General features: G+C 61.7%; 18 protein-coding genes. 10 read left to right on the top strand and 8 right to left on the bottom strand.

The window, feature by feature from the left end; genetic code table 11:
* Positions 1–111 precede the first annotated feature (111 nt).
* The 5 genes from rlmF to AC1RT4_RS13565 all read right to left on the bottom strand — a co-directional run bounded on the left by rlmF (position 112) and on the right by AC1RT4_RS13565 (position 6629).
* Entirely contained in the window at positions 112–1134 is a 1023-nt protein-coding gene (gene rlmF, locus AC1RT4_RS13585) for a 23S rRNA (adenine(1618)-N(6))-methyltransferase RlmF (RefSeq protein WP_007957358.1), read from the bottom strand.
* A gap of 133 nt (positions 1135–1267) precedes the next feature.
* The gene (locus AC1RT4_RS13580; RefSeq protein ID WP_493085670.1) at positions 1268–4114 is read right to left on the bottom strand and encodes a valine--tRNA ligase; all 2847 of its coding nucleotides are present in this window, start codon (positions 4112–4114) and stop codon (positions 1268–1270) included.
* Positions 4115–4248: 134 nt separating this feature from the next.
* Positions 4249–4641: a DNA polymerase III subunit chi gene (locus AC1RT4_RS13575; RefSeq protein ID WP_493085668.1), complete on the bottom strand. Its 393-nt coding sequence runs from the start codon at positions 4639–4641 to the stop codon at positions 4249–4251.
* 8 nt (positions 4642–4649) lie between these two features.
* On the bottom strand, positions 4650–5078 hold the full coding sequence (locus tag AC1RT4_RS13570) for a DNA polymerase III subunit chi (RefSeq protein ID WP_493085666.1): 429 nt from the start codon (positions 5076–5078) through the stop codon (positions 4650–4652).
* Positions 5079–5138: 60 nt separating this feature from the next.
* Entirely contained in the window at positions 5139–6629 is a 1491-nt protein-coding gene (locus tag AC1RT4_RS13565) for a leucyl aminopeptidase (protein WP_007957362.1), read from the bottom strand.
* A 308-nt stretch (positions 6630–6937) separates the two neighbouring features.
* On the opposite strand from AC1RT4_RS13565, the gene lptF reads away from it, so the two are divergent.
* The 8 genes from lptF to pdxJ all read left to right on the top strand — a co-directional run bounded on the left by lptF (position 6938) and on the right by pdxJ (position 15338).
* Positions 6938–8059, top strand: a complete 1122-nt coding sequence (gene lptF, locus AC1RT4_RS13560) for an LPS export ABC transporter permease LptF (RefSeq protein ID WP_493085664.1) — start codon at positions 6938–6940, stop codon at positions 8057–8059.
* A complete protein-coding gene (lptG, locus tag AC1RT4_RS13555) occupies positions 8052–9113 on the top strand; it encodes an LPS export ABC transporter permease LptG (protein ID WP_493085662.1) in 1062 nt (353 codons plus the stop codon). Before lptF ends, lptG begins: the two co-directional genes overlap by 8 nt.
* 172 nt (positions 9114–9285) lie before the next feature.
* Positions 9286–11082, top strand: coding sequence for a translation elongation factor 4 (lepA, locus tag AC1RT4_RS13550; RefSeq protein ID WP_085608162.1), 1797 nt, complete (start codon positions 9286–9288; stop codon positions 11080–11082).
* Positions 11083–11091: 9 nt separating this feature from the next.
* Positions 11092–11946, top strand: a complete 855-nt coding sequence (gene lepB, locus AC1RT4_RS13545) for a signal peptidase I (RefSeq protein WP_007957367.1) — start codon at positions 11092–11094, stop codon at positions 11944–11946.
* A gap of 182 nt (positions 11947–12128) precedes the next feature.
* A complete protein-coding gene (rnc, locus tag AC1RT4_RS13540; protein WP_011332589.1) occupies positions 12129–12818 on the top strand; it encodes a ribonuclease III in 690 nt (229 codons plus the stop codon).
* A complete protein-coding gene (gene era / locus AC1RT4_RS13535; RefSeq protein WP_493085659.1) occupies positions 12811–13713 on the top strand; it encodes a GTPase Era in 903 nt (300 codons plus the stop codon). The genes rnc and era overlap by 8 nt, the downstream gene beginning before the upstream one ends.
* A gap of 155 nt (positions 13714–13868) precedes the next feature.
* Positions 13869–14555 (top strand): DNA repair protein RecO, encoded by a 687-nt coding sequence (gene recO / locus AC1RT4_RS13530; protein WP_493085657.1) that lies wholly within the window; start codon positions 13869–13871, stop codon positions 14553–14555.
* 39 nt (positions 14556–14594) lie between these two features.
* Positions 14595–15338, top strand: coding sequence for a pyridoxine 5'-phosphate synthase (gene pdxJ / locus AC1RT4_RS13525; RefSeq protein WP_493085655.1), 744 nt, complete (start codon positions 14595–14597; stop codon positions 15336–15338).
* Positions 15339–15391: 53 nt separating this feature from the next.
* On the opposite strand, the gene mltF is transcribed toward pdxJ, so the two are convergent.
* Entirely contained in the window at positions 15392–16852 is a 1461-nt protein-coding gene (mltF, locus tag AC1RT4_RS13520) for a membrane-bound lytic murein transglycosylase MltF (RefSeq protein ID WP_011332593.1), read from the bottom strand.
* A 285-nt stretch (positions 16853–17137) separates the two neighbouring features.
* On the opposite strand from mltF, the gene purL reads away from it, so the two are divergent.
* Positions 17138–21034 carry a phosphoribosylformylglycinamidine synthase gene (gene purL, locus AC1RT4_RS13515; RefSeq protein WP_007957375.1) on the top strand — a complete coding sequence of 1299 codons (3897 nt, stop codon included), beginning with the start codon at positions 17138–17140 and terminating at the stop codon, positions 21032–21034.
* Positions 21035–21039: 5 nt separating this feature from the next.
* Positions 21040–21351: an NGG1p interacting factor NIF3 gene (locus tag AC1RT4_RS13510; protein ID WP_493085652.1), complete on the top strand. Its 312-nt coding sequence runs from the start codon at positions 21040–21042 to the stop codon at positions 21349–21351.
* A gap of 689 nt (positions 21352–22040) precedes the next feature.
* On the opposite strand, the gene nagE is transcribed toward AC1RT4_RS13510, so the two are convergent.
* Both nagE and ptsP read right to left on the bottom strand, forming a co-directional pair.
* Positions 22041–23756: an N-acetylglucosamine-specific PTS transporter subunit IIBC gene (nagE, locus tag AC1RT4_RS13505; RefSeq protein ID WP_493085650.1), complete on the bottom strand. Its 1716-nt coding sequence runs from the start codon at positions 23754–23756 to the stop codon at positions 22041–22043.
* 23 nt (positions 23757–23779) lie between these two features.
* The gene (gene ptsP / locus AC1RT4_RS13500) at positions 23780–26293 is read right to left on the bottom strand and encodes a phosphoenolpyruvate--protein phosphotransferase (protein ID WP_493085648.1); all 2514 of its coding nucleotides are present in this window, start codon (positions 26291–26293) and stop codon (positions 23780–23782) included.
* Between the last annotated feature and the right edge of the window lie 14 nt (positions 26294–26307).

Genomic DNA, 26307 nt, shown 5'->3' with positions numbered 1-26307 from the left:
AAAAAAACCGTGCACCGGAGTGATCCGGGCACGGTTTTTTTGTGCCTGCCGATTGTGTTTCGGCAGTAGTGGCGGCTGCTTGCAATCAAGCGCCGCCCCGGTTGAAACGTATTACTTGCGAACCCAGCGCTCGCGCCGCCAGATCTGCTGCTCGGACTTGGTCTGGAAGGTCCAGGCGACGAAGCGGCTCTGCTTCTGCCCCTGGGACATCTCCACCACCTGGCTTTCCAGCGCGCCGGCCTTCTTCAGCGCGGTTTCGATGGCAGGCAGGTTCGAGGCTTTCGAGACCAGGGTGCTGAACCACAACACCTTGTGCGCAAAGTTCGCACTTTCGGCGATCAGTTGCGTCACGAAACGCGCTTCGCCGCCCTCACACCACAGCTCGGCCGACTGCCCGCCGAAGTTCAGCACCGGCAATTTGCGTTTCGGGTCGGCCTTGCCGAGGGCGCGCCATTTACGCTCGCTGCCCTTGGTGGCTTCTTCCATCGACGCGTGGAACGGCGGGTTGCACATGGTCAGGTCAAAGCGCTCGCCAGGCTCCAGCAAGCCAATCAGGATGTGCTTGCGGTTCTCCTGCTGGCGCAGCTGGATGACCTTGTTCAAGTCGTTGGACTGGACGATGGCTTTGGCGGCGGCCACGGCGGTCGGATCGATCTCCGAGCCGAGGAAGTGCCAGCGATATTCGCTGTTGCCGATCAGCGGGTACACGCAGTTGGCGCCCATGCCGATATCCAGCACATTGACGATGGCACCGCGCGGAACCACGCCGTCGTTGTTGCTGGCCAAGAGATCAGCCAGAAAGTGGATGTAGTCGGCACGGCCCGGCACCGGCGGGCACAGATAATCGGCCGGAATGTCCCAATGCTGGATGCCGTAGAACGATTTGAGTAACGCCCGGTTGAACACACGCACCGCATCGGGACTGGCGAAGTCGATGCTTTCCTTGCCGTACGGGTTGGTGATCACGAACTTCGCCAGTTCCGGCGTGGTCTTGATCAGCGCCGGGAAGTCGTAACGACCCTGATGGCGATTGCGCGGGTGCAGGCTGGCTTCTTTACGCGGTTCCACGGGCTTGGCCGGGGTAGCGGAGTCAGGCTTCTTGCGCGCAGGTTTCGGTGTACGTGGGGCGTTCATGGGCGTGGTCGATTCGGGTAGGGCTGAAAGTGGCGGCCATTGTCCCACAGGGAGCCGTGTTGTTGGCCGGAAAAGTGCCGGGCACAAAAAAGGGAGGCCGTTGCGGGCCTCCCTTTTTCAGTGCGATTTGCCGTTACAGGCTGGCAATCCGCGCGTGCTGCTCGGCCAGCTTGGCCAGAGCCTGTTCGGCTTCGGCCAGTCTGGCGCGTTCCTTCTCGATGACTTCGGCCGGGGCCTTGTCAACGAAACCGGCATTGGACAGCTTGCCGCCAACCCGCTGGACTTCGCCCTGCAGACGCAGGATTTCCTTGTCCAGACGCGCCAGCTCGGCGTTCTTGTCGATCAGACCGGCCATCGGCACCAGCACTTCCATCTCGCCAACCAGCGCGGTGGCGGACAGCGGCGCTTCTTCGCCGGCCGCCAGCACGGTGATCGATTCCAGACGCGCCAGCTTCTTCAGCAGCGCTTCGTTCTCGGTCAGGCGGCGCTGGTCTTCAGCGGTGACGTTTTTCAGGTAGATCGGCAGCGGTTTGCCCGGGCCGATGTTCATTTCGCCACGGATGTTACGCGTGCCGAGCATCAGGCCCTTGAGCCATTCGATGTCGTCTTCGGCCGCCGGATCGATGCGCTCTTCGTTGGCCACCGGCCACGCTTGCAGCATGATCGTTTTGCCCTGAATGCCGGCCAGCGGCGCGATGCGCTGCCAGATTTCTTCAGTGATGAACGGCATGAACGGATGCGCCAGGCGCAGTGCAACTTCCAGTACGCGTACCAGTGTGCGGCGAGTGCCGCGCTGGCGCTCGACCGGCGCGTTTTCGTCCCACAGTACTGGCTTGGACAGTTCCAGGTACCAGTCGCAGTACTGGTTCCAGATGAACTCGTACAGCGCTTGCGCCGCCAGGTCGAAACGGAACTGATCCAGTTGGCGGGTCACTTCCGCTTCGGTGCGTTGCAGCTGCGAGATGATCCAGCGATCCGCCAGCGACAGCTCGTAGGCTTCGCCGTTCTGGCCGCAGTCTTCGCCCTTGTCCAGAACATAACGCGCGGCGTTCCAGATCTTGTTGCAGAAGTTGCGATAGCCCTCAACGCGGCCCATGTCGAACTTGATGTCGCGACCGGTGGACGCCAGCGAGCAGAAGGTGAAGCGCAGGGCGTCGGTGCCGTAGCTGGCGATGCCGTCGGCGAATTCGTCGCGGGTCTGCTTCTCGATCTTCTTCGCCAGTTTCGGCTGCATCAGACCGGAAGTGCGTTTCTGCACCAGGGTTTCGAGCTCGATACCGTCGATGATGTCCAGCGGGTCCAGGACGTTGCCCTTGGACTTGGACATCTTCTGGCCCTGGCCATCACGCACCAGACCGTGCACATAAACGGTCTTGAACGGAACCTGCGGCGTACCGTCCTCGTTCTTGATCAGGTGCATCGTCAGCATGATCATCCGGGCAACCCAGAAGAAAATGATGTCGAAACCGGTGACCAGCACGTCGGTGGAGTGGAATTTCTTCAGGAACTCGGTCTTTTCCGGCCAGCCCAGGGTGGAGAAGGTCCACAGGCCCGAACTGAACCAGGTGTCGAGAACGTCGTTGTCCTGTTGCAGCGCAACGTCCGGGCCGAGGTTGTGCTTGGCGCGCACTTCGGCTTCGTCGCGACCGACGTAGACCTTGCCCGACTCGTCGTACCAGGCCGGAATCCGGTGGCCCCACCACAGCTGACGGCTGATGCACCAGTCCTGGATGTCGCGCATCCACGAGAAGTACATGTTTTCGTACTGCTTCGGCACAAACTGGATACGGCCGTCTTCGACGGCAGCAATCGCAGGCTCGGCCAGCGGCTTGGTGGACACGTACCACTGGTCGGTCAGCCACGGCTCGATGACGGTGCCGGAGCGGTCGCCTTTCGGCACTTTCAGGTTGTGGTCGTCGACACTGACCAGCAGGCCGGCGGCGTCGAACGCGGCAACGATCTGCTTGCGCGCTTCGAAACGCTCGAGCCCGGCGTACTCGGCCGGAATCTTGCCGTCGATGCTGTCGTTCAGCGTGCCGTCGAGATTGAACACCTGCGCTGCCGGCAGCACGTTGGCGTTCTTGTCGAAGATGTTCAGCAGCGGCAGGTTGTGGCGCTTGCCGACTTCGTAGTCGTTGAAATCGTGGGCCGGGGTGATTTTCACGCAACCGGTGCCGAATTCAGGATCGCAGTAATCGTCGGCGATGATCGGGATGCGGCGGCCGACCAGCGGCAGCTCGACAAACTTGCCGATCAGGGCTTTGTAGCGCTCGTCGTTCGGGTTCACCGCGACGGCGGAGTCGCCGAGCATGGTTTCCGGACGGGTGGTCGCGACGATCAGGAAATCGTTGCCTTCAGCGGTTTTCGCGCCGTCGGCCAGCGGGTACTTCAGGTTCCACAGGAAACCTTTCTCGTCGTGGTTTTCCACTTCGAGGTCGGAAATCGCCGTGTGCAGCTTGGTGTCCCAGTTGACCAGACGCTTGCCGCGATAGATCAGGCCGTCTTCGTGCAGGCGCACGAAGGCTTCTTTAACGGCTTCCGAGAGGCCGTCGTCCATGGTGAAGCGCTCGCGGCTCCAGTCCACGGACGAGCCGAGGCGGCGGATCTGACGGCTGATGTTGCCGCCGGACTGATCCTTCCACTCCCAGACTTTCTCGAGGAATTTTTCCCGGCCCAGATCGTGGCGATTCTGGCCCTGGGCTTCGAGTTGACGCTCCACCAGCATCTGCGTGGCGATACCGGCGTGGTCGGTACCCGGCTGCCACAGGGTGTTGCGACCCTGCATGCGGCGGAAACGGATCAGGGCATCCATGATCGCGTTGTTGAAACCGTGACCCATGTGCAGGCTGCCGGTGACGTTCGGCGGCGGGATCATGATGGTGTAGGAGTCGCCCGCGCCTTGCGGGGCGAAGTAGTTCTCGGACTCCCAGGTGTTGTACCAGGAAGTTTCAATGGCGTGCGGCTGGTAGGTCTTATCCATGCGCGGCGGGACCCTATTGGCATTTATTCAGGAAAAGCCGGGAAGTATAGCGGGGCATGGGGCGCAGGGCGAGCGGGGCGGGCCGGGTGGAGATCTAAAAGTGGGAGCGACCGAGCGGCGGCTCCCACGGGGGATTATTCGTACTGGCCGAGAAGCCGTTCCATCCGCGCCTCGAGTCGGCGTTTGATTTCGGTTTCGATGTGCGGGGCGAAATCGTCGATCACGTCCTGCATGATCAGTTGTGCGGCGGCGCGCAGTTCGCTGTCCAGGTGCAGAAGGGCGTCGGGGCCTTTATCCACAGGTGCAGCGGCAGGCTGCGGAGCAGGCGTCGGCGCGGGTGCAGTCTCGACAGCTTGCGGTGTGTTGTCGACCGAATCGAACAACATCGGAATCTGTTCCTGTTCGCCATCATCGACCGTGTCGGTCAGCAGTGGCGGTTGCAGGTTGTCATCGCCGAGCAGCTGGCGGATAGACTCGAGGTCATCCAGCAGGTGCGCCGGTTTTTGCAGCGGTTTTGGAGTGTCCATCGGCGTACTCAGAGTCGCTGTAAACGGTGGTCTTGCAGAGGATAGCCCTGTTCGCGGTAGAAACGGAAACTCTCCCGCGCCGCAGTGCGGATCGCCGGATCTTCCACCACGACCTCCGCCACCCGGGCGAATTTGTTGGCGAAAGCCGGGACTTTCAGGTCGAGGTTGACCAGCAGATCCGCGTGTTGGCCACAGTCCTCGCCCAATCCCAACACGATCAGTCCTTCCGGTTCGCTTTCAGCCGGGCCGTGAGGCACGAAGGTTTCGCCCTTGAACGCCCACAGTCGCGCATCGAGATCATCACGCTGGGCGGCATCGCTGCAATGCAGGTAGATGCGGTGGCCCATGCGCCAGGCTTTTTCGGTGAGCTTGCAGGCAAAGTCCAGGCGAGCCGAAGGATCGGCGCTGGGCAGGATATAAAAGTCGACTTTGGTCATTGCGGTTCCTGAGCTGCAAGCAGCGCCCCTCAAGAGAGGCGCCGCTCGCAGTCATCGGTTTCAGGCTTTGGCGCGGTCCAGCAGGTATTGGGTCAGCAGCGGAACCGGACGGCCAGTGGCGCCCTTGTCCTTGCCGCCGCTGGTCCAGGCGGTGCCCGCGATGTCCAGGTGCGCCCAGTTCAGGTTCTTGGTGAAACGCGACAGGAAGCAGGCAGCGGTGATGGTGCCGGCCTTCGGACCGCCGATGTTGGCGATGTCGGCGAACGGGCTGTCCAGTTGCTCCTGGTACTCATCGAACAGCGGCAGTTGCCAGGCGCGGTCGTCGGCAGCCTTGCCGGCGCTCAGCAGTTGCTCGATCAGTTCGTCGTTGTTGCCCAGCAGGCCCGAAGTGTGGGCGCCCAGAGCAACGACGCAGGCACCGGTCAGGGTGGCGATGTCGATTACCGCTTGCGGCTTGAAGCGCTCGGAGTAGGTCAGGGCGTCGCACAGCACCAGACGGCCTTCAGCGTCGGTGTTGAGGATTTCCACGGTCTGGCCGCTCATGGTGGTGACGATGTCGCCCGGACGCGAAGCGGTGCCGCTTGGCATGTTCTCGGCGCAGGCCAGGATGCACACCAGGTTGATCGGCAGTTTCAGTTCCAGCACGGCGCGCAGGGTACCGAACACGCTGGCGGCGCCACCCATGTCGTACTTCATCTCGTCCATGCCGGCGCCCGGTTTCAGGCTGATGCCACCGGTGTCGAAAGTGATGCCTTTACCGACCAGTGCATACGGTTTCTCGGATTTCTTGCCACCGTTGTATTGCATGACGATCAGGCGCGGCGGCTGGGCGCTGCCCTGGCCGACGGCGTAGAACGAACCCATGCCCAGGGATTTGATCTTCTTCTCGTCGAGGACTTCGACTTTCAGATCCTTGAACTCTTTGCCGAGGTTCTTGGCTTGCTCGCCAAGGAAGGTCGGATGGCAGATGTTCGGCGGCAGGTTGCCCAGGTTGCGGGTGAACGCCATGCCGTTGGCGATCGCGGTAGCGTGGTTCACGGCGCGTTGCACTTCGGCCTGAGCGGCCTTGATGGTCAGCAGGGTGATTTTCTTCAGGGCGCGCGGTTCGGCTTTCTGGCTCTTGAACTGGTCGAAGGTGTATTCGCCGTCGACCAGGGTTTCGGCCAGCAGACGGGTCTTGCCGTAGCTGTCGCGGTTCTTGACGATGATTTCATCGAGTGCCAGTACGGCGTCGCTGCCGCCCAGGCCTTTAAGCGTGTTGAGTATGCCGGCGACGATCTTGCGGAACGGACGGTCGCCCAGTTCTTCATCCTTGCCCACGCCGACCAGCAGCACGCGTTCGGCTTTCAGGTTCGGCAGGCTGTGCAGCAACAGGCTCTGGCCGACCTTGCCGGCCAGATCGCCACGCTTGAGCACGGCGCTGATGGCGCCACCGCTCAGTTCGTCGACCTGTTTGGCGGCGACGCCGAGTTTGCGGCCTTCGCCGACGGCAACCACCAGGGTGGCGGTTTTCAACGTTTCTGGGCTAACGCTTTTTACAACCAGTTCCATGTCCGGATCCCTGAATGAATGGTCAACACGCAGGCGTTCGACGGTGTCCGCCGTCGCCTGCTTATAGAGAGAAGAGGCGCAGGCCAGTGCCTGCGACAGAGGCGGCAGTTTGAACCTCGCTCACCGCGCCTGACAACCCTCGGTTGTACGATCTTCAACGGATTGCATGCTTGCGTGAGTGTGCGCAGTGACAGGCGCCCTCAATCACAGGATAATGCCGCATCTTTTTTCGACGGCTCTGCCTTGCGGGCCCGTCGATACGTTTGCTTGTTTGGCCGCCTTAGCCTGACAACCCTGGAGTGTCTGGTTTGATCGTCTTCCGTTATCTGTCCCGCGAAGTCCTGTTGACCCTCAGTGCGGTAAGCGCCGTGCTGCTGGTCATCATCATGAGCGGTCGCTTCATCAAATACCTTGCCCAGGCCGCCGCGGGCCAGCTCGATCCTGGATCACTGTTCCTGATCATGGGCTTCCGTCTGCCGGGTTTCCTGCAACTGATCCTGCCGCTGGGCCTGTTTCTCGGGATCCTGCTGGCGTACGGCCGGTTGTACCTGGAAAGCGAGATGACCGTGCTCTCGGCCACCGGCATGAGCCAGCAGCGTCTGTTTCGCATGACCCTGTTTCCGGCCACCCTGGTGGCACTGGTGGTGGCGTGGCTGAGCCTGAGCCTGGCCCCGCAAGGCGCCAACCAGTTCCAGCTGCTGCTGAACAAGCAGGACGCCCTGACCGAATTCGACACCCTCGAGCCCGGCCGCTTCCAGGCCCTGCGCGACGGTACGCGGGTGACCTACACCGAAACCCTGAGCGACGATCGGGTCAATCTCGGCAGCGTGTTCATCTCGCAGAAGAATCTCGGCGCCAACCAGAAAGATCGCGGGATTTCCGTGCTGGTGGCGGAAAAGGGCCGTCAGGAAGTGCGTCCCGACGGCAACCGCTACCTGATCCTCGACAACGGCTACCGCTACGACGGCAGTCCGGGTCAGGCCAACTACCGCGCCATCCACTACGAAACCTACGGCGTGCTGCTGCCCAAGCCGGATGTCAGCGAGGAAGTCACCGACCGTGACGCCATGCCGACCTCGTCGTTGCTGGGCAGTGACGACATCCGCTCGAAAACCGAACTGCAATGGCGCCTGTCGCTGCCGTTGCTGGTATTCATCGTGACCCTGATGGCGGTGCCGCTGTCGCGGGTCAATCCGCGTCAGGGGCGTTTCCTCAAGCTGCTGCCGGCGATTCTTCTTTATATGGCTTACCTGACCATCCTGATTGCCGCCCGCGGCGCCCTCGAGAAAGGCAAGATTCCGCCGTCGCTCGGTTTGTGGTGGGTGCACGCGATCTTCCTGGTCATCGGTCTCGGCCTGCTGTACTGGGAACCTCTGCGCCTGAAACTGGCCAGCCGTCGCAGCGCAGCGCTGGAGGTGGCCCGTGGTTAAACTCGACCGCTACATCGGCAGCAGCGTGTTCATGGCGATCATCGCAGTGCTGGCGATCATTCTCGGCCTGGCTACCTTGTTCGCATTCATCGACGAGATGGGCGACGTCAGCGAAACCTACACCTTGGTCGATGTCCTGAGTTTCGTGCTCCTGACCGCGCCACGCCGCATGTACGACATGCTGCCGATGGCGGCGCTGATCGGCTGCCTGATCGGCCTCGGCAGTCTGGCGAGCAGCAGCGAGCTGACCGTAATGCGCGCTGCCGGTGTGTCCATCGGGCGCATCGTCTGGGCGGTGATGAAGCCGATGCTGGTGCTGATGCTGGCCGGCGTGCTGATCGGCGAGTACGTGGCACCGGCCACTGAAAGCATGGCCCAGGCCAATCGTTCGCTGGCGCAAGGCAGCGGCGACGCGCAGAGCGCCAAGCACGGCATGTGGCATCGTCAGGGCGAGGAGTTCATTCACATCAACTCCGTGCAACCCAACGGTCGCCTGTATGGCGTGACCCGCTATCACTTCGACAAAGAGCGTCATCTGCTGAGCTCGAGCTTCGCCAAGCGCGCCGAGTTCGACACCGATCACTGGCAGCTCACCGACGTGACCACCACCAAATTCCACGAACGCAGCACTGAAGTGGTCAATACGCCGGTCGAGCGCTGGGATGTCTCCCTGAGCCCGCAATTGCTGAGCACCGTGGTGATGGCGCCGGAATCGCTGTCGATCACCGGTCTGTGGGGTTACATCCACTATCTGGCCGATCAGGGTTTGAGCAACGGCCGTTACTGGCTGGCATTTTGGGTCAAGGTGTTGCAGCCGTTGGTGACCGCCGCGCTGGTGCTGATGGCGATCTCCTTCATCTTCGGTCCGCTGCGTTCGGTGACCCTCGGTCAGCGGGTGTTCACCGGTGTGCTGGTGGGTTTCACCTTCCGCATCGTTCAGGATCTGCTGGGTCCATCCAGTCTGGTGTTCGGTTTCTCGCCGCTGTTCGCGGTGCTGGTGCCGGCTGGCGTGTGTGCGCTGGCGGGTGTCTGGCTGTTGCGTCGAGCCGGTTGATGAACAAGGTTTCACCCACGCTTTAGCCTTGAAAACGCCTCGGTCGCCAGACCGGGGCGTTTTTGCATGCAATCCGGGTGACAGGCGAACGTGACGCTTGCGCCGTGTATCAGGTACAATTCCCGGCTATTTTTCGGCGGGCCAAGCCTGCAGCCTTTTTGAGTGTTGATCCGTGAGTGATTTGAGTCATATCCGCAATTTCTCCATCATCGCCCACATTGACCATGGCAAGTCGACGCTGGCTGACCGTTTCATCCAGATGTGCGGTGGCCTGGCCGAGCGTGAAATGGAAGCCCAGGTACTGGATTCCATGGATCTGGAGCGCGAACGCGGGATCACCATCAAGGCCCACAGCGTTACCCTCTATTACAAGGCCAAAGACGGCGTCACCTACCAGCTGAACTTCATTGACACCCCGGGCCACGTCGACTTCACCTACGAAGTCAGCCGTTCCCTGGCGGCCTGTGAAGGTGCGTTGCTGGTGGTCGATGCGGGTCAGGGCGTTGAAGCCCAGTCCGTGGCCAACTGCTACACCGCCATCGAGCAGGGCCTCGAGGTCATGCCGGTCCTGAACAAGATCGACCTGCCTCAGGCCGAGCCTGATCGCGTCAAGGACGAGATCGAGAAGATCATCGGCATCGACGCCACCGACGCCGTCACCTGCAGCGCCAAGACCGGCCTGGGTGTCGACGAAGTGCTCGAGCGTCTGGTCGCGACCATTCCTGCGCCGACCGGCAACATCGAAGATCCGCTGCAAGCGTTGATCATCGACTCCTGGTTCGACAATTACCTGGGCGTTGTCTCCCTGGTGCGCGTGCGTCATGGCCGCGTGAAGAAGGGCGACAAGATCCTCGTCAAGTCCACCGGCAAGGTGCATCTGGTCGACAGCGTCGGTGTGTTCAACCCGAAACACACCGCCACCGCTGACCTGAAGGCCGGCGAAGTGGGCTTCATCATCGCCAGCATCAAGGACATTCACGGTGCGCCGGTCGGTGACACCCTGACCCTGAGCTCCACCCCGGACGTTCCGGTGCTGCCAGGTTTCAAACGCATCCAGCCACAGGTTTACGCCGGTCTGTTCCCGGTCAGTTCCGACGACTTCGAGGATTTCCGCGAAGCGCTGCAGAAACTGACCCTGAACGACTCGTCGCTGCAGTACACCCCGGAAAGCTCCGACGCACTGGGCTTCGGCTTCCGTTGCGGCTTCCTCGGCATGCTGCACATGGAGATCATCCAGGAGCGCCTGGAGCGCGAATACGACCTGGACCTGATCACCACGGCGCCGACGGTAATCTTCGAGCTGGTGCTGAAAACCGGTGAAACGATTTACGTCGACAACCCGTCGAAGCTGCCGGACGTGTCTGCAATCGAAGACATGCGCGAGCCGATCGTGCGCGCCAACATCCTGGTACCGCAGGAACACCTGGGCAACGTCATCACCCTGTGCATCGAGAAACGCGGTGTGCAGGTCGACATGCTGTTCCTCGGCAATCAGGTGCAAGTGACCTACGACCTGCCGATGAACGAAGTGGTCCTGGACTTCTTCGATCGTCTGAAATCCACCAGCCGCGGCTATGCTTCGCTGGACTACCATTTCGATCGTTACCAATCGGCTAATCTGGTGAAACTGGACGTGCTGATCAACGGCGACAAGGTCGACGCTCTGGCGCTGATCGTGCACCGTGACAATTCGCACTTCAAAGGTCGCCAGTTGACCGAGAAGATGAAAGAACTGATTCCTCGTCAGATGTTCGACGTGGCCATCCAGGCTGCCATTGGCGGTCAGATCGTCGCCCGGACAACCGTCAAGGCACTCAGAAAGAACGTATTGGCCAAGTGCTACGGCGGCGACGTCAGCCGTAAGAAAAAACTGCTTGAGAAGCAGAAGGCCGGTAAGAAACGCATGAAACAGGTCGGCAACGTGGAAATTCCACAAGAAGCCTTCCTCGCCGTGCTCAGGTTGGAATAGTCAGGTCCTATGTCACTAAATTTCCCGCTGTTGCTGGTCATTGCCGTGTTCGTCTGCGGTCTGTTGGCGTTGCTCGATCTGTTGATCCTGGCACCGCGTCGGCGTGCCGCCATCGCCTCCTATCAGGGCAGCGTCAGCCAGCCTGATGGGGTGGTGGTCGAGAAGCTGAACAAGGAACCGCTGCTGGTCGAGTACGGCAAGTCGTTCTTCCCGGTGCTGTTCATCGTGCTGGTGCTGCGTTCGTTCCTGGTGGAACCGTTCCAGATTCCGTCCGGCTCGATGAAGCCGACCCTGGACGTCGGCGACTTCATTCTGGTGAACAAGTTTTCCTACGGGATCCGTTTGCCGGTGATCGACAAGAAGATCATCGAGGTCGGTGACCCGCAGCGCGGCGATGTGATGGTGTTCCGCTACCCGAGCGACCCGAACGTCAACTACATCAAGCGTGTGGTCGGCCTGCCGGGCGACACCGTGCGGTACACCGCCGACAAGCGCCTGTTCGTCAATGGCGAGTCGATTGCCGAGCAACTGGTCGGCTCCGAGCCGGGCACGCTGGGCAGCGCGGAACTCTACAAGGAAAAACTCGGCGTCGCCGAGCACCTGATCCGCAAGGAAATGAGCCGCTACCGCGCCACGCCGGACCATACCTGGACCGTGCCGGCCGGGCACTACTTCATGATGGGCGACAACCGCGACAACTCGAACGACAGTCGCTACTGGGATGATCCGAACATTCCCAAGGATCTGCTGGGCATGGTTCCCGACCAGAACATCGTCGGCAAGGCCTTCGCGGTCTGGATGAGCTGGCCGGAACCGAAACTCAGCCACCTGCCGAACTTCTCGCGGGTCGGCCTGATCAAGTAAACAAACACGGCGCTGTTGACCACAGCGCCGAATGCATTTCTGGCGTCGGCACAACCGGCTCCGGGGCATGAAGCCACGATATTCAGGACGTCATTTTTGAACACAGCGTTAATTGTCCCAGGCCTGCGCCGTATCCCGGCGATGGCAGTGGAATCCAGCCACGAACTCAGCGTGGGTAAACCGTGAGCGTTTCTCTAAGCCGTCTCGAGCGTCAGCTCGGTTACACCTTCAAGGACCAGGAACTGATGGTCCTGGCCCTTACGCACCGCAGCTTTGCCGGACGCAACAACGAGCGTCTGGAATTCCTCGGCGATGCGATCCTCAACTTTGTTGCCGGCGAAGCCCTGTTCGACCGCTTCCCGCTGGCTCGCGAAGGCCAGTTGTCGCGTTTGCGTGCACGACTGGTAAAAGGTGAGACGCTGGCAGTGCTGGCTCGCGGTTTCGATCTGGGCGATTACCTGCGTCTGGGTTCCGGCGAGTTGAAGAGCGGCGGTTTCCGTCGCGAATCGATTCTGGCCGACGCCCTTGAAGCACTGATCGGTGCGATCTACCTCGACGCCGGCATGGAAGTCGCCCGCGAGCGCGTACTGGCCTGGCTGGCCGGCGAGTTCGAAGGCCTGACGCTGGTCGACACCAACAAGGATCCGAAGACCCGCCTGCAGGAATTCCTGCAATCGCGCGGCTGCGAACTGCCGCGCTACGAAGTGGTGGATATCCAGGGCGAGCCGCACTGCCGTACCTTCTTCGTCGAGTGCGAAGTTGTCCTATTGAATGAAAAAAGCCGGGGTCAGGGTGTGAGCCGTCGTATTGCCGAACAGGTAGCGGCCGCCGCAGCACTGATTGCCCTGGGTGTGGAGAATGGCAATGACTGATACAAACGCAACGCGCTGTGGCTATGTTGCCATCGTCGGCCGTCCCAACGTGGGCAAGTCCACGCTGCTGAACCACATCCTCGGCCAGAAGCTGGCGATCACCTCGCGCAAGCCGCAGACCACTCGCCACAACATGCTCGGGATCAAGACCGAGGGCGACGTGCAGGCGATCTACGTCGACACCCCCGGCATGCACAAGGGTGGCGAAAAAGCCCTGAACCGCTACATGAACAAGACCGCTTCGGCGGCGTTGAAAGACGTCGACGTGGTGATCTTCGTGGTCGACCGCACCAAGTGGACCGATGAAGACCAGATGGTTCTGGAGCGCGTGCAGTACGTGACCGGCCCACTGATCGTCGCCCTGAACAAGACCGATCGCATCGAAGACAAGGCCGAGCTGATGCCGCACCTGTCATGGTTGCAGGAACAGCTGCCGAACGCGCAGATCATTCCGATTTCGGCGCAGCAGGGGCACAACCTCGACGCGCTGGAAAAAGTGATCGCCGATCATCTGCCGGAGAACGATCACTTCTTCCCGGAAGACCAGATCACCGACCGCAGCAGCCGTTTCCTTGCCGCCGAACTGGTGCGCGAGAAGATCATGCGCCAGCTCGGTGCCGAGCTGCCGTACCAGATCACCGTCGAAATCGAAGAGTTCAAGCAGCAGGGTGCGACGCTGCACATCCATGCGCTGATCCTCGTCGAGCGTGACGGCCAGAAGAAAATCATCATTGGCGACAAGGGCGAGCGCATCAAGCGCATTGGTACCGAAGCGCGCAAGGACATGGAGCTGCTGTTCGACTCCAAGATCATGCTCAACCTGTGGGTCAAGGTGAAGGGCGGCTGGTCCGACGACGAGCGTGCGCTGCGTTCGCTGGGTTACGGCGACCTGTAAAGCAATACATCGATCCATTGTGGGAGCGAGCTTGCTCGCGAAGACGATGTAACATTCGGCATTGATGTTGACTGTTGCACCGCTTTCGCGAGCCAGCTCGCTCCCACATTGGTTTTGGGTGATGAGTAAACCGCGTTTCCCTCAACGAGAAATCCATGTCTCAAGCGCCACCCGCCCAGCCCGCCTACGTCCTGCATTCCCGCGCCTACCGCGAAACCAGCGCATTGGTGGATTTCCTCACGCCGCAAGGTCGGCTGCGGGCGGTGTTGCGCAGTGCGCGGGGCAAGGCCGGGACGCTGGCACGGCCGTTCGTGCCGCTGGAAGTGGAGTTTCGCGGCAAGGGTGAGTTGAAGAACGTCGGGCGCATGGAAAGCGTCGGCAACGCGACCTGGATGGTCGGCGAGGCGCTGTTCAGCGGCCTGTATCTCAATGAACTGTTGATCCGCCTGTTGCCTGCCGAAGACCCGCACCCGGCGGTGTTCGATCATTACGCCGCGACCTTGCTGGCATTGGCCGAAGGCCGGCCACTGGAGCCGCTGCTGCGTTCCTTCGAGTGGCGGCTGCTGGATGATCTTGGTTACGGTTTTTCCCTGAGCACCGACATCAATGACGAACCCATTGCTGCGGATGGTCTCTACCGCTTGCAGGTGGATGCCGGACTCGAGCGGGTCTACCTGCTGCAACCCGGTCTGTTCAACGGCACCGAACTGCTCGCCATGGCCGAAGCCGACTGGTCGGCACCGGGCGCACTGTCTGCCGCCAAACGTCTGATGCGCCAAGCCTTGGCCGTGCATTTGGGCGGTCGTCCCCTCGTCAGTCGCGAGCTATTTCGCAAGCCCTGATATGCTGTGCGCCGAATCTTTCCATTCAGGAGCGCATCCGTGACCACCAGCAATCGCATTCTTCTTGGCGTGAACATCGACCACGTCGCCACTCTGCGTCAGGCCCGTGGCACGCGCTATCCGGATCCGGTCAAGGCAGCGCTGGATGCGGAAGAGGCGGGCGCCGATGGCATCACCGTGCATCTGCGCGAAGACCGTCGGCACATTCAGGAACGCGACGTGCTGCTGCTCAAGGATGTACTGCAAACCCGCATGAACTTCGAGATGGGCGTCACCGAAGAAATGATGGCGTTCGCCGAACACATCCGTCCGGCGCACATCTGCCTGGTGCCGGAAACCCGTCAGGAGCTGACCACCGAAGGCGGTCTGGATGTGGCGGGGCAGGAAGAGCGGATCAGAGCGGCGGTCGAACGTCTGTCGAAGATCGGCAGCGAGGTATCGCTGTTCATCGACGCCGACGAGCGGCAGATCGCTGCGTCGAAACGCGTCGGCGCACCGGCCATCGAACTGCACACCGGGCGTTACGCCGATGCCGAAACACCGACCGAAGTGGCGGAAGAGCTCAAGCGTGTAGCGGATGGCGTGGCCTTCGGTCTGGCCCAGGGCCTGATCGTCAATGCCGGCCATGGCCTGCACTATCACAACGTCGAGGCGGTTGCCGCGATCAAGGGCATCAACGAGCTGAACATCGGCCATGCGCTGGTGGCGCACGCATTGTTCGTAGGCTTCAAGTCGGCGGTGTCGGAGATGAAGGCGTTGATTCTGGCGGCCGCCAAACACTAAGTCGCAACATCATGTGGGAGCGAGTTTGCTCCCACATTCGTTTTGGGGATGGGTTAAAGCGGGGCGGGCTCTTGAGCGGGTTTCGACTTGTCGATCCCCGGCACATGCAGGTTGCCCTCGGCCACCTGATCGCCCTCAAGCTGCGGCTGGGTCACCCAGGTGAGGATGTCGTAGTAGCGACGGATGTTCGCCACGAAATGCACCGGTTCGCCGCCCCGGGCGTAGCCGTAGCGGGTCTTGCTGTACCACTGCTTCTGCGACAGGCGCGGCAGGATCTTTTTCACATCCAGCCACTTGTCCGGGTTCAACCCTTCCTTGGCCGCCAGTTTGCGCGCGTCATCCAGATGACCGCTGCCGACGTTGTAGGCCGCAAGAGCAAACCATGTGCGATCCGGTTCCTGGATCGACTCGTCGAGCTGATCCTTCATGTAGGCCAGGTACTTGGCGCCGCCCATGATGCTCTGCTTCGGATCGAGGCGGTTGGACACGCCCATGGCCTGGGCGGTGTTCTGGGTCAGCATCATCAGCCCGCGCACGCCGGTCTTCGACGTGACCGCCGGTTGCCACAGCGATTCCTGATAACCGATCGCCGCCAGCAGGCGCCAGTCGACTTTCTCTTTCTTGGCGTAGGCCTTGAAGTGCTGTTCGTATTTGGGCAGCCGCTGCTGCAAATGCTGGGCGAAGGTGGTGGCGCCCATGTAGCCGAGGACGTCGACGTGGCCGTAATAACGGTCTTTCAGACGTTGCAGGGTGCCGTTCTTCTGCACCTTGTCCAGATAACTGTTGATCTCGTTGAGCAGGCTGTTGTCTTCGCCGGCCGCCACGGCCCAGCTCTGGCTACGTGCGTCACCGAGGTCGAAGGCCACGCGGATGTTGGTGAAGTACACCTGGTTCATCGCCACTTCGTTGGAGTCGACCAGAGTCAGGTCGATCTGACCTTCATCGACCATGCGCAGCAGGTCGACCACTTCAACGGCGTCGGATTCTTCGTACTGGATGCCAGGATATTTCTGTTTCAGCTCCGCCAGTTGTTCGGCGTGGGTGCTGCCCTTGAGCACCATGATCTTCTTGCCCACCAGATCGCCGGCGTCGGTAGGACGTGACTGACCGTTGCGGTAGATGATCTGCGGGGTGACTTCGAGGTAGGAGCGGGAGAAGCGCACCTGTTTCTTGCGCTGTTCGCTGCTGACCAGGCCGGCGGCTGCCAGTACCGGGCCGTTCGGCTTGCCGACCTGGTTGAACAGGTCGTCGAGGTTGTCGGCGGTCTCGATCTTGAGCTCGACCCCCAAATCGTCGGCGAAACGCTTCACCAGCTCGTATTCGAAGCCGGTTTCACCGCTGCGATCCTGAAAGTAGGTGGCGGGGCTGTTTCGGGTGACCACCCGCAGCACGCCATCCTCCTTTACGCGCTCGAGTGTGTTGGGTTTATCAACACAGCCACTGAGCATCAGGAAGAGTCCGGTAGCGATCAGCCATTTGGCGTACCGCGGACGCAAAGCCGTTGGGGAAAACATGTGCGCAGTATACGCAAAGGACAACGGGCGCCATATCTCGACAGTTGCAGGGTTGTCTGCTAGGGATCACAAAACCGCTCGAAACCCCGCAGGAATGGGCCCGAAAGGCATTTTGTGACAGAAAAAATAACCCGCGTTCCGACACCCCATAAATTTGACCCTCAAGGCAGGAACACCACTCGACATCCGGGTGCAACCGTGCGTAGCGTTTCGGGTGATGTTGAGGGCGGTTTAGGCTAGAATGCACGGCCTCAAAGCACACCCCTTCCCGAGGCTGTCCCGAAGATGTTGATCCTGCGCGGCGCTCCTGCCCTTTCTGCCTTTCGCCACAGCAAACTCCTTGAGCAACTGAGCCAGAAGGTTCCGGCTGTCAGTGGCTTGTATGCTGAATTCGCTCACTTCGCCGAAGTCACCGGCGTCCTGACCGGCGACGAACAGCAGGTGCTTGCGCGCCTTCTGAAGTACGGTCCAAGCGTTCCGGTTCAAGAGCCGACCGGTCGTCTGTTCCTGGTGTTGCCACGTTTCGGCACCATCTCGCCATGGTCGAGCAAGGCCAGCGACATCGCCCGCAACTGCGGCCTGAGCAAGATCCAGCGCCTGGAGCGCGGCATCGCGTTCTACGTGGCCGGCCAGTTCAGTGAAACCGAAGCGCAGCAGATTGCAGACGTACTGCATGACCGCATGACTCAGATCGTTCTGGCCAACCTCGAGCAGGCCGCCGGTCTGTTCAGCCACGCCGAACCGAAGCCGCTGACCGCCATCGACATCCTCGGCGGTGGTCGCGCCGCGCTGGAGAAGGCCAACGTCGAACTGGGCCTGGCCCTGGCTGAAGACGAGATCGATTACCTGGTCAACGCCTTCAACGGCCTCAAGCGCAACCCGCACGACATCGAACTGATGATGTTCGCCCAGGCCAACTCCGAGCACTGTCGCCACAAGATCTTCAACGCCAGTTGGGATATTGACGGCGAGAGCCAGGAAAAAAGCCTGTTCGGCATGATCAAGAACACCTATCAGATGCACAGCGAAGGCGTGCTGTCCGCTTACAAGGACAACGCTTCGGTGATCGTCGGCAACGTCGCCGGCCGCTTCTTCCCGGATCCGGAAACCCGCCAGTACGGCGCGGTGCAGGAGCCGGTGCACATCCTGATGAAGGTTGAAACCCATAACCACCCGACCGCGATCGCTCCGTTCCCGGGCGCGTCCACCGGTTCCGGTGGCGAGATCCGTGACGAAGGTGCAACCGGTCGTGGCGCCAAGCCGAAGGCCGGCCTGACCGGGTTCACCGTATCGAACCTGCAGATCCCGGGCTTCGAACAGCCGTGGGAAGTGCCGTACGGCAAGCCTGAGCGCATCGTCAACGCGCTGGACATCATGATCGAAGGCCCGCTGGGCGGCGCTGCCTTCAACAACGAATTCGGTCGTCCGGCCCTGACCGGTTACTTCCGTACCTTCGAACAGTCGATCACCACCCCGCACGGTGACGAAGTTCGCGGTTACCACAAGCCGATCATGCTGGCTGGCGGCATGGGCAACATCCGTGAAGAGCACGTCAAGAAAGGCGAGATTCTGGTCGGCTCCAAGCTGATCGTCCTCGGCGGCCCGGCGATGCTGATCGGTCTGGGCGGCGGCGCTGCTTCCTCCATGGCGACCGGCACCAGCTCGGCGGATCTGGACTTCGCTTCCGTTCAGCGTGAAAACCCTGAAATGGAGCGTCGCTGCCAGGAAGTCATCGACCGTTGCTGGCAGCTGGGCGACAAAAACCCGATCAGCTTCATTCACGACGTGGGTGCGGGCGGTCTGTCCAACGCCTTCCCGGAACTGGTCAACGACGGCGACCGCGGTGGCCGTTTCGAACTGCGCAACATTCCAAACGACGAGCCGGGCATGGCCCCGCACGAAATCTGGTCCAACGAATCCCAGGAACGTTACGTTCTGGCGGTCGGCCCGGCCGACTTCGAGCGCTTCAAGGCGATCTGCGAACGTGAGCGTTGCCCGTTCGCCGTTGTCGGTGAAGCCACCGCCGAGCCGCAACTGACCGTGACCGACAGCCACTTCGGCAACAACCCGGTGGACATGCCACTGGAAGTGTTGCTGGGCAAGGCGCCGCGCATGCACCGTTCGGTGGTTCGCGAAGCCGAGCTGGGCGATGACTTCGATCCGTCGAACCTCGACATCGGCGAAAGCATCGAGCGCGTTCTGCACCACCCGGCCGTGGCGAGCAAAAGCTTCCTGATCACCATCGGCGACCGCACCATCACCGGCCTCGTGGCTCGTGACCAGATGGTCGGCCCATGGCAGGTTCCGGTGGCCGACGTCGCCGTCACCGCCACCAGCTTCGACGTCTACACCGGTGAAGCGATGGCGATGGGCGAGCGTACTCCGCTGGCTCTGCTGGATGCTCCGGCGTCGGGCCGCATGGCCATCGGCGAAACCCTGACCAACATTGCCGCCTCGCGCATCAACAAACTCTCCGACATCAAACTGTCGGCGAACTGGATGTCCGCTGCCGGCCACCCGGGCGAAGACGCGCGTCTGTACGACACCGTGAAAGCGGTCGGCATGGAACTGTGCCCTGAGCTGGGCATCACCATCCCGGTCGGCAAGGACTCGATGTCCATGGCCACCCGTTGGAACGACAACGGCGAAGACAAGACTGTCACCTCGCCGATGTCCCTGATCGTGACCGGTTTCGCGCCAGTGGCTGACATCCGTCAGACCCTGACCCCGGAACTGCGCATGGACAAGGGCACCACCGACCTGATCCTGATCGACCTCGGTCGCGGTCAGAACCGCATGGGCGCCTCGATCCTGGCGCAGGTTCACGGCAAGCTCGGCAAGCAGGCTCCGGACGTCGACGACGCCGAAGACCTGAAAGCCTTCTTCGCAGTGATCCAGGGCCTCAACGCCGACGGTCACCTGCTGGCGTACCACGACCGTTCCGACGGTGGTCTGCTGACCTCCGTGGTGGAAATGGCCTTCGCCGGTCACTGCGGTCTGAGCCTGAACCTGGACAGCGTTGCCGAAAGCTCCGCTGAAATCGCCGCCATCCTGTTCAACGAAGAACTGGGTGCCGTGATCCAGGTTCGCCAGGACGCCACCCCGGACATCCTCGCCCAATTCAGCGCTGCCGGTCTGGGCGACTGCGTTTCGGTGATCGGTCAGCCGATCAACAACGGCCAGATCAACATCACCTTCAACGGTGACACCGTGTTCGAAGGCCAGCGTCGTCTGCTGCAACGTCAGTGGGCCGAGACCAGCTACCAGATCCAGCGTCTGCGCGACAACGCCGACTGCGCCGAGCAAGAGTTCGATGCGCTGCTGGAAGAGGACAACCCGGGCCTGAGCGTCAAGCTGAGCTACGACGTCAACCAGGACATCGCCGCGCCTTACATCAAGAAAGGCATTCGCCCACAGGTTGCCGTACTGCGTGAGCAGGGCGTCAACGGTCAGGTGGAAATGGCGGCTGCGTTCGACCGCGCCGGCTTCAACGCGATCGACGTGCACATGAGCGACATTCTGGCCGGCCGTGTCGACCTGAACGAGTTCAAAGGTCTGGTGGCCTGCGGTGGTTTCTCCTACGGCGACGTACTCGGCGCCGGTGAAGGCTGGGCCAAGTCCGCACTGTTCAACAGCCGTGCCCGCGACGCGTTCCAGGGCTTCTTCGAGCGTAACGACAGCTTCACCCTCGGCGTGTGCAACGGTTGCCAGATGATGTCCAACCTGCACGAGCTGATCCCGGGCAGTGAGTTCTGGCCGCACTTCGTGCGCAACCGCTCCGAGCAGTTCGAAGCGCGCGTGGCGATGGTTCAGGTTCAGGAATCGAACTCGATCTTCCTGCAGGGCATGGCTGGTTCGCGTATGCCGATCGCCATTGCTCACGGTGAAGGTCACGCCGAGTTCTCCAGCGAAGAAGCACTGCTGGAAGCCGATCTGTCCGGTTGCGTGGCGATGCGTTTCGTCGACAACCACGGCAAGGTCACCGAAGCCTATCCGGCCAACCCGAACGGTTCGCCGCGCGGGATCACCGGTCTCACCAGCCGCGACGGTCGCGTGACGATCATGATGCCGCACCCGGAGCGTGTGTTCCGTGCCGTGCAGAACTCGTGGCGTTCGGAAGACTGGAACGAAGACGCACCTTGGATGCGTATGTTCCGTAATGCTCGTGTGTGGGTGAACTAAGCGCTGTGTACAAGCTCGCGTTTTTTGTTCCCGACAGTCATGTCGAGGTGGTCAAGGATGCTGTGTTCGCTGCTGGTGGTGGGCGGATTGGTGACTATGACCACTGTGCTTGGCAGGTGCTTGGTACGGGTCAGTTTCGGCCTTTGGACGGGAGTCAGCCGTTCATTGGTGAGGCGGGGCGGGTTGAGCGGGTCGAGGAGTGGAAGGTTGAGCTTGTTGTTGGCGATGAGTTGATTCGCTCGGTAGTGGCGGCTCTTAAGTTGAGCCATCCCTACGAGACGCCGGCTTATGAGGTTTGGCGGTTGGAGGATTTTTGATCTTCCTTGGCTGCTGAAACGGGAAACCCGCTGAGAGTGATTTCAGCGGGTTTTTTGGTTTTTTGGTTTTTGGGGTTTGGTTTTTTGGGGTTGGGATTGAGTGAATATCCGTTGCTGCGGTAACGGCTTCTTATGGTTTCGCCCTTACGGCGAGTCACTTTTTTCAAACGCCAAAAAAGTAACCAAAAACGCTGGGCCCCGGCGTTCGGCACCTCGCTGTGGCTCGGTGTTCCTTCGTTCCGGGATTCATCCGGGGGCATCGCCTACGGTTTGCTTCGCTGCACCTCCTCTCGATGCATGCGGCTGCGCCGCACGGTCGCTGCGCTCCCACCCCCGGATAAATCCCTCCACTCAGCCTGCCGATGGGGCCGGCACGTCAAAAGCTTTACTCGAGCTAACGCTCATCGTGTTGAGTGGTGGGAAGCGAGAGGCGGGAAGCAGAAAGCAGAAGGAAACTGCGTACTGCTTGATCGTTCCCACGCTCCGCGTGGGAATGCAGCCCGGGACGCTCCGCGTTCCATTTTCGAATGTTTAAAAATGTGTGGGATTTACCGAATCTTCCCATTTGGTTTCAGCTTGCCCCTCGGAAGCTCCGGTCCTGCGGTGGTTGCTTCAAATGGAACAAGAAACCCGGCCTAGACCGGGTTTCCTGTTTGTAATCGCTACAAGTCAATACTTGATGGCAACCATCAGACTTTTGCACTCACCTCACTCCGATTGACCAACCCCTCCAGCGCCACACTCAAACTCTGCGCTCGCTCACCCACCAACAGATGCCACACGCCATCTTCCAGCGCGCTCACGCCCAGACATCCAAGCTCTTTCAGCCGGCTTTCCGACAGCGCTTTGCCATCGGCCAGTTGCAGGCGGATCCGGCTCATCGCGATGCAGTCGAGTTGCAGCACGTTGTCGCTGCCGCCCAGGGCTGTCAGCCATTGTTGGGCCTGGGGTGTGGAGACTGCGACAGGCTCGCTGGTTTCGATGACGGCGAGAGGAACAGCCTCTACGGCACGGCCCAATGCGGGCATCGCCAGGCGGATTTCGTCGGCAATGCTGTCGGCCATCGGCCCGACGACCACCTGCAAACTGCCGCCCTTGCCCGGGCGTACCACGGCCATTGCGCCCAGTGCTTTCAAGTCCGCATCGGAGGCTTTGTTGCGATCGACCATTTCCAGTCGCAGTCGCGTGGTGCACGCGCCAACCGTAACCAGATTCTCCGCACCGCCGAGTGCCTTGATGTAAGCGCTGGCGCGTTCGTTTTCGGTCAGGACCGCTTTGTCGGCGGTGGCGACGTCTTCGCGCCCCGGGGTTTTCAGGTTGAAGCGGCGGATGCAGAAATCGAACACCGAGTAGTAGATGACCGCATACGCGAGGCCCACCGGCACCACCAGCCAGCCGTTGGTCGAGCGTCCCCAACCCAGCACCATGTCGATGAAGCCGCCTGAGAAGGTGAAGCCCAGGTGGATGTTCAGTGCGTTGGTGATTGCCATCGACAATCCGGTCAGCAGCGCATGCAGCAGGAACAGCAGCGGTGCGAGGAACATGAAGGCGAATTCGATCGGTTCGGTGACGCCGGTGAGGAAGGCGGTCAGGGCCATCGACAGGAAGATCCCGCCCATGACTTTGCGTCGCTCCGGCAGGGCGTTGCGGTACATCGCCAGGCAGGCGGCGGGGAGGCCGAAGATCATGACCGGGAACATGCCGGTCATGAACTGGCCGCCTTTCGGGTCGCCGGCGAAGTAGCGGGACAGGTCGCCGGTGACCAGCGCGCCGGTGGTCGGGTCGGTGAAGTTGCCGAACACGAACCACGCCATGTTGTTGAGGATGTGGTGCAGGCCGGTGACGATCAGCAGGCGGTTGAACACGCCGAAGACGAAGGCGCCGAAGCTGCCGCTTTCCATCAGCAGGGTGCCGAAGCTGTTGATGCCGTGCTGGATCGGCGGCCAGATGTAGCCGAACAGCACGCCCAGGCCGACCGCGCTGAACCCGGTGACGATGGGGACGAAACGCCGGCCGCCGAAGAATGCCAGGTACTCCGGCAGTTTGATGTCCTTGAAGCGGTTGTACAGCGCGCCGGCCATCAGGCCGCTGACGATCCCGGCGAGCATGCCCATGTTGATGCTGGCGTCGAGCACCTTGAGGGTGGAGATCATCACCAGGTAACCGATCACCCCGGCGAGGCCGGCGGTGCCGTTGTTGTCACGGGCGAAGCCGACCGCGATACCGATGGCGAAGATCATCGCCAGGTTGGCGAAGATCACCTGGCCGGCGTCGTGGATGATCGCGATGTTCAGCAGGTCAGTGTCGCCCAGGCGCAGCAGCAGGCCGGCGATCGGCAGGATCGCGATCGGCAGCATCAGCGCCCGGCCGAGGCGTTGCAGGCCTTCGATGAAGAGTTGGTACATGGCGTTTGTCCTTGTTGTTTTTGTTAGCGCAGAGGCCAATGTTGATGACAGGCATGACGCACCGCAGCGGCGCTGCTCAGCTTGAGCAAGTCCCGGGCGAGGCGTTGGCATTCGGCTTCGTGCAGCTGGCGCACGCGGTCCTTGATTTCGCCGATCTGTACCGGGCTCACCGACAGTTCGGTCACGCCCAGGCCGATCAACACTGGCGTCGCCAGCGGATCCGAGGCGAGGGCGCCGCACACGCCGACCCAGCGTTTATGCACCGCCGCGCCTTCGCAGGTCATGGCGATCAGGCGCAGCAGCGCCGGGTGCAAGGCATCGACCCGCGCGGCGAGGCCGGCGTGGTCGCGGTCCATGGCCAGGGTGTATTGCGACAGGTCGTTGGTGCCGATGGACAGGAAGTCGGCGTGTTCGGCCAGTTGCTCGGCCTGCAAGGCGGCGGCTGGGACTTCGATCATCACGCCGATTTCCGGACGTTGGTTGATGCCCAGTTCCAGGCACAGCGCATCGACCCGTTGGCGGATGTGCAGCAGTTCGTCGACCTCGGTGACCATTGGCAGCAGGATCCGGCAGCGCTGCAATGGGCTGACTTGCAGCAGGGCGCGCAGTTGCTGATCGAGGATTTCCGGGCGGGCCTGGGCCAGGCGAATGCCGCGCAGGCCGAGCACCGGGTTGGCCTCCACCGGCAGCGGCAGGTAGTCGAGTTGTTTGTCGCCGCCGACGTCGATGGTGCGGATGATTACCGATTTGTCGCCCATGGCATCGATCACGGCTTGATAGGCAGCGCGTTGCTCTTCGACGTCCGGCACAGTGTGGCGATCGACGAACAGGAACTCGGTGCGCAACAGGCCGACGCCGTCGGCGCCGTTGGCAAATGCATCCGCCGCTTCGTGGCTTGAAGCGACGTTGGCGACCACTTCGATGGCCACACCGTTGCGGGTTTCCGCCGGCAGATGGGCCTGGGCTTGCTGGGCATCGCGCCGTTGTTGGCGGTCGATTTGCGCTTGTTGGACTTCGGCCAGACGCTCGGCATTCGGCGTCAGTTCGAGGCGCCCTCCGTCGGCGTCGAGGACCACCGATTGGCCTTGCGTTTGATCGAGCAGCGCCGAGCCCAGTGCGACCATGCACGGCAGCCCTTTGCCCCGGGCCAGAATCGCCACGTGGGAAGTCGCACCACCTTCGGCCATGCACAAACCCGCGACGCCTTGCGCGCTCAGTTGCAGCAGGTCCGACGGCGTCAGTTCGTGGGCGGCGACGATGGCGCCGGCCGGCACTTCGTAGTGCCAGGCTTCGCCGAGCAGGGCGCGCAGCACCCGTTGCTTGAGGTCGCGCAGATCGTTGGCACGCTCGGCCAGCAGCGCGCTGCCGGTGTTTTGCAGCACCTCGCATTGCGCGTCGATGGACTGGCTCCAGGCGTGAGTTGCCGCCGTACCGGTTTCAATCGATTGCTGGGCGGCGTCGAGCAGAGCCGGATCTTCCAGCAAGGCCAGGTGCGCGGCGAAGATCGCTTCTTCGTCGGCATTGCGGTGTTTTTTCGCCTGGGCGAGGGTGCCGTCGATTTCGCTGCGGACCTGATTCAGCGCGGTGTCGAGGATCTGCAATTGTTGCTCGGGCTGATGATTGCCAGCGTCCGCCGGCAGGCTGATCGCGTTCAAGCGAAACAGCGGCCCGCCGACCAGACCCGGTGCGGCGCAAACTCCGTGTAACACGCCAGCCTCGGCGGGGCGATTACGTGGGGTGGCGGCAACCGGTGCGGCGGCGTGATGATCCTCGGGCAGGGCGGTGGCCAGTGCGGTGAGCAAGGCTTGCAACGCCGCCTGTGCGTCCGGGCCCTGGCAACTGACCTGCACTTCGTCCTGCTCGCCAATCGCCAGGCCCATCAAGCCGATGAGGCTGTTGCACGGCGCCGATTTGCCGGCGAAATGCAGCTGCGACTGGCTCTTGAAACCTTGTGCCGTCTGGCGGATCAACGCCGCCGGGCGCGCATGCAGTCCGCCGCGATGGGCGACCTGCACGTGACCGTGAACTTCCGGGCCGCCGAGTTCTTCTGTGTTCGCCGTTGCGCTGTGACGAGCGACGATGTGCAGCAGCGGCTCGCCCACCTTCACCGTTTTCAGGGTGATGGGGCGCGCCTGGAAATCCTGGCTGTTGGTCAGGATCAGCAGGCTGACCAGGCTTTTGCACTGGCGGCCGACCTTGTCCAGGTCATAGCGCAGCAGCGGCTGGCCATTGCTGACCCGCGCGCCTTCCTTGACCAGCATCGAGAACCCTTCGCCCTGCAACTCTACCGTGTCCAGACCAAGGTGCAGCAACAGCTCGGCGCCGTTGTCGGCGCGCACGGTCAGTGCATGGCCGGTGCGGGCGACGTGGATCACCACGCCGGCGCAGGGTGAGTACAGGGTGTCGTTCAGCGGATCGATGGCAATGCCGTCGCCCATCGCGCCGCTGGCGAACACCGCGTCCGGGACTTTGGCGAGCGTGAGCACCGGGCCGCTGAGCGGGGCGCTTAAAGTCAGCTCTTTATTGTTGTTGTGCATGGCTCGGTCTCATC

Source organism: Pseudomonas sp. GW821-FHT11D10 (genome assembly GCF_058808435.1).
The sequence above is the reverse complement of the archived record's forward strand: the minus strand, read 5'-3'. Positions and strand labels throughout refer to the sequence as shown.